Source organism: Actinoplanes sp. OR16, assembly GCF_004001265.1.
Classification (GTDB): domain Bacteria; phylum Actinomycetota; class Actinomycetes; order Mycobacteriales; family Micromonosporaceae; genus Actinoplanes.
Genome location: NZ_AP019371.1, coordinates 512,754 through 528,535 on the forward strand (window position 1 = coordinate 512,754; position 15,782 = coordinate 528,535).

Annotated in this window: 12 protein-coding genes; 5 read left to right on the top strand and 7 right to left on the bottom strand. The window is 71.7% G+C overall.

The features are described 5' to 3' along the window. Positions 1-8 precede the first annotated feature (8 nt). Both EP757_RS02330 and EP757_RS02335 read right to left on the bottom strand, forming a co-directional pair. Positions 9-2,090: a type IIA DNA topoisomerase subunit B gene (locus EP757_RS02330; RefSeq protein ID WP_174262327.1), complete on the bottom strand. Its 2,082-nt coding sequence runs from the start codon at positions 2,088-2,090 to the stop codon at positions 9-11. Positions 2,091-2,181: 91 nt separating this feature from the next. After that, on the bottom strand, positions 2,182-2,790 hold the full coding sequence (locus EP757_RS02335; RefSeq protein WP_127542565.1) for an adenylate/guanylate cyclase domain-containing protein: 609 nt from the start codon (positions 2,788-2,790) through the stop codon (positions 2,182-2,184). Between the two features lie 177 nt (positions 2,791-2,967). Between EP757_RS02335 and EP757_RS02340 the strand changes: the two genes are divergently transcribed. Together EP757_RS02340 and EP757_RS02345 are read left to right on the top strand one after the other, a co-directional pair. Continuing rightward, positions 2,968-5,790, top strand: a complete 2,823-nt coding sequence (locus EP757_RS02340) for an AAA family ATPase (RefSeq protein WP_127542566.1) — start codon at positions 2,968-2,970, stop codon at positions 5,788-5,790. A gap of 176 nt (positions 5,791-5,966) precedes the next feature. Next, a complete protein-coding gene (locus EP757_RS02345; protein ID WP_127542567.1) occupies positions 5,967-6,737 on the top strand; it encodes a DUF5995 family protein in 771 nt (256 codons plus the stop codon). A 38-nt stretch (positions 6,738-6,775) separates the two neighbouring features. Here EP757_RS02345 and EP757_RS02350 read toward each other — a convergent pair whose 3' ends face one another. From EP757_RS02350 to EP757_RS02360, 3 genes are read right to left on the bottom strand one after another with little or no spacing between them, the layout of a single operon-like run. Continuing rightward, entirely contained in the window at positions 6,776-7,267 is a 492-nt protein-coding gene (locus EP757_RS02350) for a hypothetical protein (RefSeq protein WP_127542568.1), read from the bottom strand. Positions 7,268-7,301: 34 nt separating this feature from the next. Further along, positions 7,302-8,657: an ATP-binding protein gene (locus EP757_RS02355; RefSeq protein ID WP_127542569.1), complete on the bottom strand. Its 1,356-nt coding sequence runs from the start codon at positions 8,655-8,657 to the stop codon at positions 7,302-7,304. After that, entirely contained in the window at positions 8,650-9,345 is a 696-nt protein-coding gene (locus EP757_RS02360) for a response regulator transcription factor (RefSeq protein ID WP_127554045.1), read from the bottom strand. Before EP757_RS02360 ends, EP757_RS02355 begins: the two co-directional genes overlap by 8 nt. 243 nt (positions 9,346-9,588) lie before the next feature. On the opposite strand from EP757_RS02360, the gene EP757_RS02365 reads away from it, so the two are divergent. Continuing rightward, positions 9,589-10,590, top strand: coding sequence for a glutathione S-transferase family protein (locus EP757_RS02365; RefSeq protein ID WP_127542570.1), 1,002 nt, complete (start codon positions 9,589-9,591; stop codon positions 10,588-10,590). 6 nt (positions 10,591-10,596) lie between these two features. On the opposite strand, the gene EP757_RS02370 is transcribed toward EP757_RS02365, so the two are convergent. Both EP757_RS02370 and EP757_RS02375 read right to left on the bottom strand, forming a co-directional pair. Next, on the bottom strand, positions 10,597-11,040 hold the full coding sequence (locus tag EP757_RS02370) for a Uma2 family endonuclease (protein WP_127542571.1): 444 nt from the start codon (positions 11,038-11,040) through the stop codon (positions 10,597-10,599). Positions 11,041-11,050: 10 nt separating this feature from the next. Next, entirely contained in the window at positions 11,051-11,695 is a 645-nt protein-coding gene (locus EP757_RS02375) for an NAD-dependent epimerase/dehydratase family protein (RefSeq protein ID WP_127542572.1), read from the bottom strand. 44 nt (positions 11,696-11,739) lie between these two features. Between EP757_RS02375 and EP757_RS02380 the strand changes: the two genes are divergently transcribed. Both EP757_RS02380 and EP757_RS02385 read left to right on the top strand, forming a co-directional pair. Next, a complete protein-coding gene (locus tag EP757_RS02380) occupies positions 11,740-14,706 on the top strand; it encodes an SWIM zinc finger family protein (RefSeq protein ID WP_127542573.1) in 2,967 nt (988 codons plus the stop codon). Continuing rightward, a complete protein-coding gene (locus EP757_RS02385; RefSeq protein ID WP_127542574.1) occupies positions 14,703-15,764 on the top strand; it encodes an AAA family ATPase in 1,062 nt (353 codons plus the stop codon). Before EP757_RS02380 ends, EP757_RS02385 begins: the two co-directional genes overlap by 4 nt. Positions 15,765-15,782 lie beyond the last annotated feature (18 nt).

Here is a 15,782-nt window from a genome sequence, read left to right on the forward strand (position 1 = left end):
AAAGCCTCTCAGGCGTCGATCGTCTCCTGGTCGATCCGGCCGGCGGCCTCGATCAACCAGTTCTTGCGGGGTTCGACACGCTCACCCATGAGCAGTTCGAGGGTGGCCTCGGCGCGCTCGGCGTCCTCGATGGTGATCCGCCGGACGGTACGGGCGGCCGGGTTCATCGTGGTCTCCCAGAGCTCGTCGGCGTCCATCTCACCGAGACCCTTGAATCGGGGGACGGGTTTCTGCACCTGGCGGCCGTCGCGCTCGATGCGGCTGACGGTGCTCTCCATCTCCTGCTGGGTATAGGTGTAGAGCGTCTCGGAGTTGCGGCCCTTCGTCACCACCTTGTGCAGCGGCGGCATCGCGGCGAAGAGCCGGCCGTGCTCGATCACCGGTCGCATGTACTTCGCGAAGAGGGTGATCAGCAGCGTCCGGATGTGCGAGCCGTCGACGTCGGCGTCCGCCATGATCATGACGCGGCCGTAGCGCATCTGGCCGATCTCGAACGTCCGGCCGGAGCCCGCGCCGAGCACCTGCACGATCGCCGAGCACTCGGCGTTGTCGAGCACCTGCTGCAGGCTTGCCTTCTGCACGTTGAGGATCTTGCCGCGGATCGGCAGCAGCGCTTGGTATTCCGAGCTCCGCGCCATCCGGGCGGTGCCGAGGGCCGAGTCGCCCTCCACGATGAACAGCTCGGAGCGGTCGATGCCGATGGCCCGGCAGTCGACCAGCTTGGCCGGCATCGACGCGCCCTCGAGAGCGGTCTTGCGCCGGGCGGCGTCCTTCTGCTGCTTCTGCGTGAGGCGGACGCGCGCGGCGTCGACGACCTTCTGCAGGACCGTGCGCGCCTCGGACTTGGTCTTCCGGTTGTCGATCCACTCTTTGACGTATGCCTCGACGAGCCCCTGCATCACCCGGGTGACACCGGCCGTGGAGAGCTCGTCCTTCGTCTGCGAGGTGAACTGCGGCTCCGGGACCCGCACGTGGATGACCGCGGTCATGCCTTCGAGCAGATCGTCCAGGACCGGCGGCTCCTCCTTGGGCTTGAGCAGGCCGCGGGTGTTGCGGATCGCCTCGGTGAGCGACCGCACCAGCGCCCGCTCGAAGCCCTTGCGGTGGGTGCCGCCGTGCACGTTGCGGATCGTGTTGGTGAACGACTCGACGGTGCGCTCGTAGCCCGTGCCCCAGCGGAAGGCGACCTCGATCTGGGCGTGGCGGACCACGTTCGACTGCATCACGCCGTTGGCGTCGGCGGCGTTCTCCTTGTAGGTCCCCTCGCCGTTGACCATCAGGATGCCGGAGACCGGCTTGTCACCCGACGGGGTGAGGAACTCGACCATGTCGACGAGACCGTTGGGGTAGTGGAAGGTCTCGGTGGCCGGCTCCTCGGCCTTCGCGTCGAAGAGCGTGTACTGGACGCCGGGGACGAGGAAGGCGGTGTTGCGCAGCTTGGTGCGCACGGCCTCGACGTCGAGCCCGGCGCCGGTCTCGAAGTAACGGGCGTCGTACCAGTAGCGGATCGACGTACCGGTGGGCTCGCCTCGCTTCATCCGCCGCGCCACCCGCAGGCCGGGCTCGCGGGTGAAGGCCGCGTCGGGGCCGGGACCGTCGAAGACGCCCGGCACGCCGCGCTGGAACGAGATCTCGTGGACCTTGCCGTCGCGCTTCACCGTGACGTCGAAGCGCAGGGACAGCGCGTTCACCGCGGAGGCGCCGACACCGTGCAGACCACCGGAGGTCTTGTAGCCCGAGCCGCCGAACTTGCCGCCGGCGTGCAGCCGGGTCAGCACCAGCTCGACGCCGGAGAGGCCGGACTTGGCGTGCACGTCGGTCGGGATGCCGCGGCCGTCGTCGTCGACCTGCACCGAGCCGTCCGAGTGCAGGGTCACCGCGATCTTGGTGGCGTATTCCGCCACACCCTCGTCGGTGCAGTTGTCGATGATCTCGTTGGCGAGGTGGTTGATGCCCCGGCTGTCCGTCGACCCGATGTACATACCCGGGCGTTTGCGGACAGCATCCAGCCCTTCGAGGTGCGTGAGGTCGTCAGCCCCATACAAGGTCTCTGGCTGTGCGGTCACGAGGCAGTACTCCCGATCGGCCATGGGTGGTCAAGACGGCGCGAGCCTACCCGGCGCCTATGACACTTCTGCCCCAGGCGAGCCAGGTCTCAACCACACCGTGGCCTAAATCAGGCTAAACCTGGACAAAAGCCGAGACACTCAACGGCTGAAGCGCACGGAATAGATCAAGAGGGTACGGCTTGCCGGGCACCGACACGGGCGGAAGCTCCTGATACGCGATCAGCGTGTCCGTCACTTCCCGGGTGGCCGCGCACACCACCACGGTGTCGTGCGGCGCGTACGACTGCAACCGGGACGCCGTCGTGACCACGCTTCCGCTGATCATCGCGTAGCCGCCGTCGAACGCCGCCATCGGATCGACGATCACCTCGCCGGTGGCGAGGCCGACCCGGGTCCGCACCGGGAACCGGCCGGCCAGGAGACGCCCCCTCAACGTCTCCTGGACCGACAGGCCCGCCCGGACGGCAGCGGCGGCCGCTTCCGGGCCGAATCCGCCGTCGCCGGCGCCGAACACCGCCATCACCGCGTCACCGACGTACTTCTCGACGATGCCGCCGCACTCCCGGACCACTCCGGACACCGCGGAGAAGTAGTCGCGCTGCAGGGCGCGGACCTCCGCGCAGTCGAGCCGGTCGACCAGCGTGGTGAAGCCCACGATGTCGATGAACAGCACGGTGACGTCCTGGCGCCGCTCCTGCTCGGCCATGGTGATGGTGGTCATGTGTCTCACGCTCCCCCAGATCACTGCGTTGACCGGGAGTACGGTGCCAGCCCTGGCCACGGCGCGGATCCGCAGAACGACGTATCTCTGACAGCATCGGCTCTCGTCATTTTTGTGACGCAGAACAGTCCGAACCGACGACAACGTGATAGGCCGATTCGCATTAGGCTGCCGGTCATGGCCAGCCAGGGGGACGACGGGCCGCTTGTCGGGCGCACCGGCACGCTGACCGAGATTCAGTCCGACCTGCGCAACGTCGGCCCGGGCGGCACCGCCGCTGTGTTCGTGACCGGGGAGAGCGGAGTCGGCAAGAGCCGGCTGCTGCGGGAGACCGCCGACGCCTTGCGCGGGACGGGCTTCGCCGTGCTCTCCGGCACCTGTCTGGACATCGGCGACGCCTCTCCCCTGCACCCCGTCCTGCAGGCCCTGCGCCGGCACGGAAGCCTCCAGGAGAGAGAACAGCCGACCGCCGCGGACGACGCCGGCGCGCTGCTCGACCGGGTCTCCCGCGACCTGCGCGCGATCGCCGGCGACCAGCAGCTGCTGCTCGTGCTCGACGATCTGCAGTGGGCCGACCGCTCGACCCGCCAGTTGCTGCTCTACCTGCTCGCCGGGCTCGGCGACGTACGCGTCTCGGTCCTGGCCGCGATCCGGGCCGAGGCGCTGCACGGCACCCACCCGCTGCGCCGGGTCCTCGCCGAGCTGCGCCGCCTGCGCTCGGTCCGGGTGGTCGACCTGGCGCCGCTCAATCAGGACCAGACGCGCGAGCTGGTCAGCGCGATCGTCGGCGACGGCGTGATCACCGAGGACGCCGACCGGGTCTACAAGCGCAGCGGCGGCAACCCGTTCGTGGCCGAGGAACTGGCCCGTGACCTGCGCGACGGCCGGGTGGAGCTCTCCGACACGCTCCGCGAGATCTTCCTGACCAGGGTGGACGAGCTGCCGGCGAACGCCCACCAGGTCGTGCACGCGATGGCCGCCGGTGTCGAGCCGGTCGATCACGCGGTGCTGTCCAAGGTCGTGCCGCTGCCCGAGGATCAGCTGATCGAGGCGATCCGGGCCGCGGTGGCGCACCGGTTCGTGGCCAGCGACGGCGACGGCTACCGTCTGCGGCACCGGCTGGTCGCCGAGGTCCTGGAGCAGGAGGTGCTGCCGGCCGAGGCGGCCGCCCTGCACCGGCGGTTCGCGGAGGCGCTCGAGGCCGAGCCCGGCGAGCCCGACCACGCCCGGCTGGCCCATCACTGGCAACGCGCCGGTGTGCCGTCCCGCGCCCTGCCCCCGGTCGTGGCCGCCGCCCGGTCCGCCGAGGCGCTCTACGGCTTCGCCGAGGCCCACCGCTACTGGTCGATCGCGCTGCAGCTGGTCGCCGAGGACGATCCGCAGCGGACCGTCCTGCTCGGCGCCGCCGCCGAGTCGGCACACCAGTGCGGCGAGCACCTGCTGGCGCTGTCCCGCCTGGAGGAACTGGCCGGCCGCAAGGACACCCCCGGCGAGGGCGCGATCCACCTGCGCCGGGCCCGCTACATGGCGGCGGCGGGCCGGTTCGCGCCCGCCGAGAGCGAGTACGAGCTGGCCCTGGCCGCCCCGGACTGCACACCGCAGCTGCGCGCGACCGCCGCCGCCTTCCTCGCCGAGCTGCTCGTCCAGCTGGCCCGCTACGCCGACGCCCACGAGCGCGCCCGCGAGGCCCTGGAGCTCGCCGCCGTCAACGGCACCACCGCCGACCTGGTCCGGGCCAGCGCCGCGCTCGGGTTCAGCGCCGCCTTCCGGGAGGACCCGGACGCCGGCCTCGCGGTCATCCGGCACGCCGTCGAGATCGCCGAGCGCTCCGGTCACCCGGACGACCTCGGCGTCGCCTACCTGCACCTCGCGGAGCTGCTCACCGGCCCGCTCAACTCCATCGAGGAGGGCGTGCTGGTGGCCCGGCGCGGCGCCGAGCGGCTCTCCACGCTCGGCGGCGGCCGCACCCACCAGAGCCGCCTGCTCGCGATCGCGGCGAACGGGCTCTTCCGGATCGGCCAGTGGACCGAGGCCGACGCGGTCCTGGAAGCCGCCATGCGGCACCGCCCGTCCGGCGCCGAGGCGGTCGAGCTGCTGCTCGCCCGCTGCCGGCTGCTGGTCGGCTACGGCGACCTCGACGACGCCGGCCGCGACCTGGACGCGGCGGCCACGCTGCTGGCCGGTGGCGGCGGCGCCCGGCACATGCTGCCGATGCTGACGCTGCGGGCCGGCCTGGCCATGTGGCTGAGCGAGCACGCCGACGCCCGGGCCGCGGTGCAGCGCGGCATCACCGAGACCCGCTCCGACGACCTGGTCCTGCTCGGCGTCCTGGCCTGGCACGGCCTGCGCGCCGAGGCCGAGGCGCACGTCGCGGGCAAGCCGGTCGACCAGGGCGCGATCCGCCGGCTGCTGATGGTCCGCGACCGGATGGCCTCGAACGCCGACAACGCCGGGCCGGCCGCCCGCGCGATCATCGACGCCTACCTGGACCTCTGCGCCGCCGAGATGAGCCGGATCGAGGGCCGTCACGATCCGGAGCCGTGGGCGCGGGCGGCGGCCATCTGGGATCGGCGCCAGCAGCCGTACCCCGCTGCCTACGCACGCCTGCGGCACGCCGAGGCCGCCCTGCAGCGCAAGGTCCGGCGGGCCGCTGCCATCACCGGGCTGCGGGAGGCGTACGCGACGGCCACCGCGATGGGTGCCCGCCCGTTCGCCGCCGAGATCGTCGGCATCGCGCACCGGTTCCGGGTCGCGCTCGCCGACGACGCGCCGACGGTGCCGATGTCCCTGCCCGCCCAGCCCCTGGACGAGCTGGCGCTGCTGACCAGCCGGGAACGTGAGGTGCTGGCCGCGGTGGCCGAGGGCCTGACCAACCGGGAGATCGGCGAGCGGCTGTTCATCAGCGAGCGGACCGTGGGCGTCCACCTCGGGCACATCTTCGACAAACTGCAGGTACGTACTCGCGTACAGGCCAGCCGGGTCTATCTGACAGCCGCCTGACCAGGCAATCGTTATCTGCGCGTGACATACGTACGGAGAATACGTAGTTCTACCGATCCCCCCGGGGTTAACCCTTTGGAAGGGTGTACCCCACGGGGGAGCACCACCCGGCGGCACAACCGCCGGGTGGTGCTGGGGGCCCTCCGCAGTTCTGCAATACCCGTGGAGGATCCGAAATGACCCAACCCATCTGGGGCCCCGTGCAGCAGGAGATGTCCGACCTGCTGAAGCGGCACCCCGACGACGTGCCCGGAGTGGTCGATCAGCTGACGAAGCTGCAGGAAGTGCTGTGCCGGGTCCCGCCGCTGATGAACAGCAACCCGCTCGCCGACTTCAACCAGCTCTACCTGACGATCACCGAGAACGTGCTGGAGCGGCTCTACGCCGGCAAGTTCAAGGACCCGGCCTTCCTGTCCCGGCTGGACGTCGAGTTCGCGGCGCGCTACTTCGACGCGCTCCGCTACTGGACCGACGGCAGCCCGGCGTGCCCCGGCGTGTGGGCCGGCCTCTTCGGCCGCGTACCCGGTCCGGACGCACGGCCGCTGCCGTCCGCCGTCGCCGGCGTCAACGCGCACATCAACTTCGACCTGCCGTTCGCGCTGGTGACCACGTTCGACCACCTCGGCACCGACCCGATCGACGGCAGCGACCAGCACCACGACTATCTCCAGGTCAACGACATCTTCAACGAGGAGATCCCGGGTCTGCGCCGCGGGTACCTCGATCGGTGGCAGTTGCTCATCGACACGATGAACGGCGACCTGGACGACTGGTGGCAGGGCGAGATGGTGGAGTACACCCGCAACGTCGCCTGGCGCAACGCACAGAAGATCTGGGCGATCCGGCACGACATGATCGCGCTGGACAAGCACCGCCGCCGCCTCGACGGCACCGCCACCGGCCTGGGCAAACTGCTGCTCTCGCCGTTCGCGGACTTCCTGCAGTAAGGGTTCGGTGCAGTAGAGGCCTCTGGGGGCAGGGACCTCTACTGCAGGACCACCAGACGGGCCGCGACGGAGTCACCGGCGCGCGTCCCGCCCACCGCGACCCGCGCGCCGGTGGTGATCGCGGCGCGGTCGGCCTTCGTCCGCTTCTGCGTCACCCGGACCGGGTCGCCGAACGTCCACGCCTGCTCGAAGCCGTCGGCCGACTTCACCGTGAACCCGGATCCGTCCGCCGCGGTCACCTTGCCGCGCTGCACCACGATCGTGCGCTCGCCCTCGCGGCCTTGCACCACCACCTCGCCGTGCAGGGTGTTCTTGCGGAGGAGCTTGCGGACCGCGCGCGGCCTCAGCGGCTTCTCCGCACTGGAGGCGGACGGTGCCGGCGCCTCGTCGAATCCGGCGGCTTGAAGCGCGACGGTCTCGAACTCGGCCACCTCGGTGACTTGCTGCGGCTCGGACCGGGCATGGGCATATCCGGTCACGGCAAGGGTCAGAGCAGCACAGAGGATCAAGATCTTCGGGGTACGTGTCATAGCACCACCCTGACGGCCGTCCACTCGGACGACGTCAGTTGAGTGTTCGAGTTCGGTAAGGAAGCTCCACCGTGAACATCGTCCCGCCCTCCGGGGCGTGGCCCGCGGTGATCCGGCCGCCGAGCCTCCCGACCAGCCGGGCCGCGAGCGCCAGGCCCAGCCCGCTGCCGACCGACCTGACGTTGCGGTACCGCCGGTTCAGCTCACCCCGCTGGAAGGCCACGGCCAGGTCGTCGTCGGTGAGGCCGGGGCCGCCGTCGCGCACCTCGACGACGCCGGCGTGCTCACCGGCCCGGGCCGCCAGCACGAGTGGCGCGCCCGGCGGCACGACGCGGAGCGCGTTCTCGCAGAGCCCGTCGATCACCTGGCGGATCCGCCCGGGATCCGTCTCCACCACGACCGGCCCGTCCGGCAGCTCGGTCGCCAGCACCGGCCCGTCCTCACCGCACCGGGACCGCCACGCGTGGGCGGCCTCCCGCACCAGCTCGCCGAGGTCCACCTCGACCACGTCGAGCGGCAGGTCGGCCGCCTCCAGCCGGGCCAGCACCAGCAGGTCGGAGACGATCCGGTCCAGGCGGCCGGCCTCGGCGAGCATGGTGCTGCCCGCCTCGGCGGCGTCGTCGGCCTCGATCACCCGGTCGGCGAGCGCCTCGGCGTAGCCGCGGATCGTCGCCAGCGGCGTCCGCAGCTCGTGCGAGACGGTGAGCAGGAAGTCGCGCTCCCGCCCCTCACTGGTCCGCAGCGCCTCGGCCAGCTGGTTGATCGCGTCGGCGAGCCGTCCCGCCTCGGCCGGGCCACGACGGGAGATCCGCACGGTTCGGTCCCCCGCGGCGAGGCGGCCCGCCGCGGCAGCGGCCCGTTCGATCGGCCGGGTCACGAACCGGGCCAGCAGCGCGCCGGCGATCACACCGCCGAGCAGACCGGCGAGCAGCGCGACCCAGATGCTGCCGAACACCCGCGCGGCGGTGCCGGTGGAGGCCTGCTGGATGAGGACGACGCCGGCGTCACGGCCGGTCAGCGGGCGGCCGGCGACGAAGACGGACCGGCCGTCCACCACCGCCCGGGTGTCCACCAGCTCGCCGCCGGCCACGGCGGCCACCACGCGTTCGGGCAGTCCGCCGCGGTCCGGCGCGCCCCGGCGGATCAGGTAGATCGAGATGTCGTCCTGGCGCAGCCGCTCGGTGATCCGGGCCCGGGCGGCGGGTCGCTCGTCGGCGAGCAGCTCCTCGGCCAGGGCGGTCTTCGCCATCAGCTCGGCACGGCTCTGCAGGTTCACCGAGCGGACGGCCACCGGCACCGCGACGAGGGCCGTGACGATCACGGCGATCACCGCGGTGGCCGCGGTGACCAGGACGGCGCGGCCGGTGAGCGTACGGAAGAAGTCACGCATCGGCGGTGTACCCGACCCCGCGGACCGTTCTGATCAGCCGGGCGGCGTCACCGAGCTTGGCGCGGACCTGCGCCACGTGCACGTCCACCGTGCGGGTGCCGGCCGCCGAGGCGTATCCCCACACCGCGGCGAGCAGCTCCTCCCGGGTGAAGACCCGCCCGGGACGGCGCAGCAGGTGGGCGAGGAGGTCGAACTCGGTCGCGGTGAGGGCGAGCGGATCACCGCCGACGGTCGCCGCCCGGCGCTCCTCGTCGAGGCTGAGCGGGCCGAGCACCCGGACGCTCGCGGCCGTCGACGAGACGGCCGCGCGGCGCAGCAGCGCCTTGACCCGGGTCACCAGCTCGCGAGGGCTGAACGGCTTGGTCATGTAGTCGTCGCCGCCCAGCTCCAGCCCGACGATCCGGTCGATCTCGTCGTCCCGCGCGGTCAGGAAGATCACCGGAGTCCAGTCGCCGTCGGCGCGCATCCGCCGGCAGATCTCGGTGCCGTCCAGGCCGGGCAGCGCGATGTCCAGCACGCAGGCGACCGGTCGCAGGCGGCGGGCCGCGGCGAGACCGGCGGCGCCGTCGTGCTCGACCTGGACGCCGAAACCCTCCCGTCGCAGATAGAGCCGGACGAGGTCGGCGATCGGCCGCTCGTCCTCGACGACGAGGACCAGACCCTTGCCCGTCGCATCCACGGCGTCCATCATGCCGCCGGCTCACCCGGGGACGTGTTCGAGGAAGGTAAAGGCTCACGGGAACGCTCCCACGGCACGCACAGATTGTCCGGAAAGCGCTCTCCGTCACGTGCTATAAAGACGAGCGGGCCGCTCTGTGAGCCGGGCGAGGCGTCGCACACGGGGGGATGCCTCGCCCCACTTTTGCCGCTGACCGACCAATGAGCGGCCGGTGCCGACGTACCGATGATGGTTGTGGGTATGGATGAGGGCATGGCCACTGTGAACCAGGCGGGAGAGTTCACCCGCGACCAGCGCTACATCGGCACCCGGATCACCGCTGACGGCCGCGACGGATTCCCGGTCGAGCCGGGGCGTTACCGCCTGGTGGTGAGCCGCGCCTGCCCCTGGGCGAATCGAGCGATCATCGTACGCCGGCTGCTGGGCCTCGAGGACGTCCTCTCGATGGGAGTCGCCGGCCCCACCCACGACTCCCGGAGCTGGACGTTCGACCTGGATCCGGGCGGCCGCGACCCGGTGCTCGGCATCGAGCGGCTGCAGGAGGCGTTCCTGGCGCGGTACCCGGACTACGACAAGGGCATCACCGTGCCGGCGATCGTGGACGTCCCGACCGGCGAGGTGGTCACGAACGACTTCGCGCAGATCACCATCGACCTGTCCCTGGAATGGACCGCCTTCCATCGCCCGGGCGCGCCCTCGTTGTATCCGCCGCATCTGCGCTCCGAGATCGACTCGGTGAACGAGGTCGTCTTCAAGGATGTCAACAACGGCGTCTACCGCGCCGGGTTCGCCGGGTCGCAGGAGGCCTACGAGAAGGCTTTCGTGCAGCTCTTCGACCGGCTCGACCGGCTCTCCGCCCGCCTGGCCGGTCAGCGTTACCTGGTCGGCGACACGATCACCGAGGCGGACGTCCGGCTGTTCACGACGCTCGTCCGCTTCGATGCCGTCTATCACGGGCACTTCAAGTGCAACCGGTCGAAGCTCAGCGAGATGCCGGTGTTGTGGGCCTACGCGCGGGACCTGTTCCAGACGCCCGGGTTCGGCGACACGATCGACTTCACGCACATCAAGCGGCACTACTACGAGGTCCACCGCGACATCAACCCGACCGGCATCGTCCCGCTCGGCCCCGATCTCAGCGGCTGGCTGTCCCCGCACGGGCGCGAGGAGCTGGGCGGCCGCCCGTTCGGCGAGGGCACGCCGCCACCGCCGCCCCACCCGGACGAGACCGTGCCGGCCGATCACACCGCCTGACCGGGATCAGCCGCCGAGGTGGTCGCCCGGATCGGTCTGCAACAGCCACGCCAGCGGCATCCTGGCGCGCTCGGTGTAGCCGGCCTCGGACGAGAGCTGGTAGAGCGTCACCGTCCGGGCGTCGTCCCGGTCGACCACCCAGTACTGCGGAATCCCCGCTGACGCGTACTCGCGACGCTTGGTGACCTCGTCCATCGCCTCCGAGCCCGGCAAGACGATCTCGATCGTCAGCAGGAGTCCGGTGACGGCGAGCCAGACGCCACGCGGCGGAGGCCGGCGCCACACGCTGATGTCGGGGATGCGTCCTCCGTCTCGCCCCTGCCCGCTGATGCGGACACCGGCGACCTGGAGCACCTGTTCGGCCGGCCAGCCCGCCATGATCAGCCAGGCGAAGAGGCGGCTGGCGATCTGAGCGTGCTCCGAATCCGCGGGCCGCCCATCGTACGAGATCGACGCGTGCTCAGTGCATGTCCGCGTTCGTCACCACCCGCCGCGGGAACCCCGTCCTCGCCGCCCTCAGCATCGCGCGGCCGATCGCGTCGGTGGTGGTGACGTGGGCGGGGGCGACGCGGCGGAAGAACGGCAGGAGCGGGGCGGTCAGGGCGTACGCGGTGTTGTACCAGCCGGTCTTCGAGCGGGCGCCGTGAGTGGGCTGGATGAAGCCGGGCCGGAAGGCGTACCCGTTCTCGAAGATGCCCATGATCTCGTTCTCGGTACGGCCCTTCACGCGCGCCCACATGATCCGGCTGTTCGCGTCGGTGCCGCTGCCGGAGACGTAGACGAAGGTCAGCTTCGGGTTCAGTGTGGCGAGGGTCCGGGCGGCGGCCACCGGATAGTCGTGGGAGATCCTGGTGTACGACGCCTCGTCCATGCCGAGTGACGAGACGCCGAGACAGTAGAAGCAGGCGTCGTACCCGGAAAGCTCTCCCTCGATCGGGGACAGATCCGAGAAGTCGGCGAGCGTGACCTCGGTCAGCTTCGGATGGTGCACGCCCGTCGGGGTCCGCGTCACGACCAGCACCTCGGTCACGTCCGGCGCGAGCAGGGATTCGCGCAGGACGCCCTGACCCACCATCCCGGTCGCCCCGAAGACAATCACCCGCATGCTCGAGCCTCCAAATCGTCGTACCCCCGGCCTAGGGTCTCATCGTGCCCTTGGAACGATGGTCGACCACTCAGGTCGAGGCTCTCGCACCCGACGACGCTTCGCTGCGTAACGCCCGCGGCGTCACCGGGCAGATCTCCTCGTCCGGGCGGCTCGGGGACATCGTCTGGGGCGTCTGCCGGGGTTATGAGGTGGCGGTCGATCTCGGTGGGCCGGCGTTCACGTGCTCATGTCCCAGTCGCAAGGTCCCGTGCAAGCACGCGCTGGGGTTGCTGCTGCGGTGGGCCGAGTCGGATGTTTCAGATATGCCACCCGCGCCCTTCGTGAGCGCATGGCAGGCCGCTCGATCACGTCCTCCACGTTCGGGGCCGCCCGATCCCATCGCCGCCGCCAAGCGTGCTCAGGAGCGGGCCGCCCGGGTCGCCGGTGGCATGGCCGAGCTGCGGCGATGGCTCGACGACCAGGTCTCGCAGGGTCTGGCCGGGTTCGCGCGGTCCGGCCGGCAGGCCTCCGAGTCGATGGCGGCCCGGCTCGTCGACGCGCAGGCGCCGGGTGCGGCCGCGATGGTCCGTCGGCTCTCCGGCGTCGCCGGCGTCGGGCCGCAGTGGGCCGACCGGGTCCTCGGCGAGCTGGCGATGCTGCGCCTGCTCGCCGGCGGCCACTCCCGGCTCGACCGGCTCGATCCGGCGCTGGCCGCCACGATCCGCTCCCGGATCGGCTTCCCCACCTCCGCCGACGACGTGCTGGCCGGTCCCCGCGTCACCGACCGCTGGCAGATCCTCGGCCGGGTGGAGATCGACGACGGCGCGCTCACCACCCGCCGCACCTGGCTGCGAGGCACCGGGACCGGCCGGTTCGCGATGATCCTGGCGTTCGCGGCGCCCGGTCAGCCGCTCCCCGCCGACCTCCTCCCGGGCACCGAGTTCCGAGGCGACCTCTGCTTCTACCCCGGTGCCACTGCCCTGCGCGCTCTCGTCGCCGACCGCCACTCAGCAGCCGAGCCCTTCGGCGCTCCGGCAGGCGCGGGGTCGATCCGGGCGGCCCTCTCCCGCTGGTCGCAGCTGATCGCCACAGACCCCTTCCTGTACGCGGGACCGCTCCTGCTCTCCGCCGCCCGCCTCGGAGACGGACACGTCATCGACGAGGACGGCATGGCCCTGCCCCTCGCCCCGGGCCACCGTGAGCCCTGGTGGCTCCTGGCCGCATCCGGCGGCCACCCTGCCACCGTCGCCGCCGAGTGGTCCCCAGCCGGCCTGCGCCCCCTGGCCGCCTGGACCGATGCGTTCGTCCCGGCCGCGCCGCCGGTCCCCGATCCGTCGGCGCCCCGGGAGCCCGAGCTGCCACCCGAGATCCTGGCCGCAGCCCTGGTCGGCACAGCCCGGCGCCCGTGGGCCGGCGGTGTGGTCGCCGCAGGCTCGCTGAGCATCACGATCGGCTCAGCGGGTTCGTCGGACCCCCCTCAGACGCCGATCGTGGAACCCACGCAGCCCGATCCGCAGACCTTGGAGCGGCCTCACGGTGGGGGTGAGAGCGCGGCTCGGTCTTCGGCCGATGGCGTGGGAGCGGCTGCGGAACTACTGGAAGCGGCTGCCGTGGCGCTCGTCTGCCGGCGGGCCGGGGTGGAGCCGGTGGCGGGGCGACAGGCAGTGCAGGGCGCTCCCGAGGAAGTGGCGGCTCCCCTACCCGTGGCTGCTTCGGACCGGCTGGCGCGGATTCTTCGTGGGGGCGCGCCCGGCGGCGGACACCTGGAGCAGGAGCTTCTCGGGCAGTGGCTGCATGCCGCGGCGGCTCGGGGCGGGGTGGTCCGGCCGTCGTTGGTGCCGGCGCTGCTCGATGCCGGGCGGCGGAATACCGGTGTTCGCAGCGCGGCCGCACGAGTGGCAGGGGCTCGGGGCGCCTGGCTGGCCGGGCAGCGTGCGGACTGGCGGTGGCTGCTCGACGAGGCAGGGACTCCCGCGACGCTGCCGCCGGGCGGGGGCGACAGCGCGGCGTGGCATACCGGTGAGGGTGACATCGCGGCGTGGCATACCGGTGGGGGCAGTGTCCGGCTCGGGCTCCTGGTGGCGTTGCGGCGGGCTGCGCCCGATCGTGCACGGGAGCTGCTGGAGAGCACCTGGGAACGGGAGACGTCGGAGGACCGGGCGCGGTTTCTCGGCACGCTCGGTAACGGCCTGTCGGCGCGGGACGAACCGCTGCTGGAACGGGCCCTCGACGACCGGCGCAAGGAGGTTCGCCAGGCCGCGCTCGAACTGCTCCGGGTGCTGCCCGGCGCTGCTCTCGGCAAGCGGATGGCCGCCCGGACGGCCGCGGCGGTGCGGTTCGACGGCCGGCGGCTCACCGTCGTACCGCCCGAGGAACTCGACCACGACCTCCGCCGCGACGGTGTCGCCGCAGCGCCTGCGCGAGGGGTCGGCCCCGGCGCGTGGCTGCTGGAGGAGATCGTCGCCGGCACGCCGCTGGACAGCTGGACGGGCCTCGACCCGGCCGAGTGGGTCCGTGTCGGGCGGGCGCACGACTGGGCCACACCGCTCCTGCACGGCTGGGCCAAAGCGGCGATCACCCAGCACGCCATGAACGAGCAGGGGCCGGGACAGCACTGGGCTGCCGCCCTGCTCGGGTCGAACGCCGGATTGCTGCGGGAGTCGGTTCGGTGGGATCTGCATCTGGTTCTGCCGCCGGCTCATCTGGCCCGCCTCGCCGCTGAGGCGCTGCGAACCGGGGATCCCGCCGCTCATCGGCTGCTGAGCCTGCATCCCGGGCCGTGGCCGGACCCGCTCGCGGTCGCCGTGCTGGAGACGGTCGCAGCCCGCGCCCGTACCGATCGGCACACCTGGCAGCTCGGCGAACTGTGCCGGACCGCCGCGCTCGCCATGCCACCGGATTATGCGGATCTGACCGGGAGGCTCGCCGCCGAACTGGACCAGTCCCTCGATCCGTCGCGGGTGAGGCCGGTGGCCGATCTCGCCCGCACCCTCACTTTCCGCCACGAAATGCTTCAGGAGCTCCAGTGACCGCACTGCGACCGCATGCCGAGGATCAGTACGCCGAGGAGCTCACCCTGCTCGCCGCCACCGATGAGCGGCCGAGGCCGCCCGGGTGGCGGCTGTCGCCGTACGCCGTGGTCACCTACCTGCTGGGGGACGGCGCGAAGATCACCCCGAAGTACGTCGGACCGCGCCGCCTGATCGAGGTGGCCGTCGCGACGCTGGCGACCGATCGGGCGTTGTTGCTGCTCGGCGTCCCCGGGACGGCGAAGACGTGGGTGTCCGAGCACCTCGCCGCGGCGATCTCGGGTGACTCCAAGCTGCTCGTGCAGGGCACGGCGGGGACGGCCGAGGAGGCAATCCGGTACGGGTGGAACTACGCCCGCCTGCTCGCCGAGGGACCCACCGACGCGGCGCTGGTCGCCAGTCCGGTCATGCGGGCCATGCGTACCGGGGCGATCGTGCGGGTCGAGGAGCTCACCCGGGTGCCGTCCGACGTGCAGGACGCGCTCATCACGATCCTCTCCGAGAAGACGCTGCCGGTTCCGGAGCTGAACATCGAGGTCCAGGCCGAGCGCGGGTTCAACCTGATCGCCACGGCGAACGACCGGGACCGCGGCGTCAACGAGCTGTCCAGCGCGCTGCGGCGGCGGTTCAACACGGTGGTGCTGCCGGTGCCGGCCAGCGCCGACGACGAGGTGGAGATCGTCGCGCGGCGGGTGGCGCAGCTGGGCCGGTCGCTGGAGCTGCCCGAGGTTCCGGAGGCGCTCGACGAGATCCGCCGGGTCGTCACGATCTTCCGGGAGTTGCGCGGCGGGATCACCGAGGACGGGCGTACCAAGCTGAAGACACCGACCGGCTCGCTCTCCACCGCCGAGGCGATCTCGGTGATCACCAACGGGATGGCGCTGGCGGCGCATTTCGGCGACGGCACGCTGCATCCGGCGGACGTGGCCGCCGGGATCGCCGGCGCGGTGATCAAGGATCCGGTCTCGGACGGCACGGTCTGGCGCGAATACCTGGAGACGGTGGTGCGCGAGCGGGCCGGCTGGCTGGACTTCTACCGGGCCGCCCGCGATGCCTGAAAGGCTCTACGGGATCCG

Coding starts and splice junctions, on each gene's coding strand:
- EP757_RS02330 (WP_174262327.1), bottom strand. CDS start 2,090: ATGGCCGATCGGGAGTACTGCCTCGTGACCGCACAGCCAGAGACCTTG.
- EP757_RS02335 (WP_127542565.1), bottom strand. CDS start 2,790: ATGACCACCATCACCATGGCCGAGCAGGAGCGGCGCCAGGACGTCACC.
- EP757_RS02340 (WP_127542566.1), top strand. CDS start 2,968: ATGGCCAGCCAGGGGGACGACGGGCCGCTTGTCGGGCGCACCGGCACG.
- EP757_RS02345 (WP_127542567.1), top strand. CDS start 5,967: ATGACCCAACCCATCTGGGGCCCCGTGCAGCAGGAGATGTCCGACCTG.
- EP757_RS02350 (WP_127542568.1), bottom strand. CDS start 7,267: ATGACACGTACCCCGAAGATCTTGATCCTCTGTGCTGCTCTGACCCTT.
- EP757_RS02355 (WP_127542569.1), bottom strand. CDS start 8,657: ATGCGTGACTTCTTCCGTACGCTCACCGGCCGCGCCGTCCTGGTCACC.
- EP757_RS02360 (WP_127554045.1), bottom strand. CDS start 9,345: ATGGACGCCGTGGATGCGACGGGCAAGGGTCTGGTCCTCGTCGTCGAG.
- EP757_RS02365 (WP_127542570.1), top strand. CDS start 9,589: ATGGCCACTGTGAACCAGGCGGGAGAGTTCACCCGCGACCAGCGCTAC.
- EP757_RS02375 (WP_127542572.1), bottom strand. CDS start 11,695: ATGCGGGTGATTGTCTTCGGGGCGACCGGGATGGTGGGTCAGGGCGTC.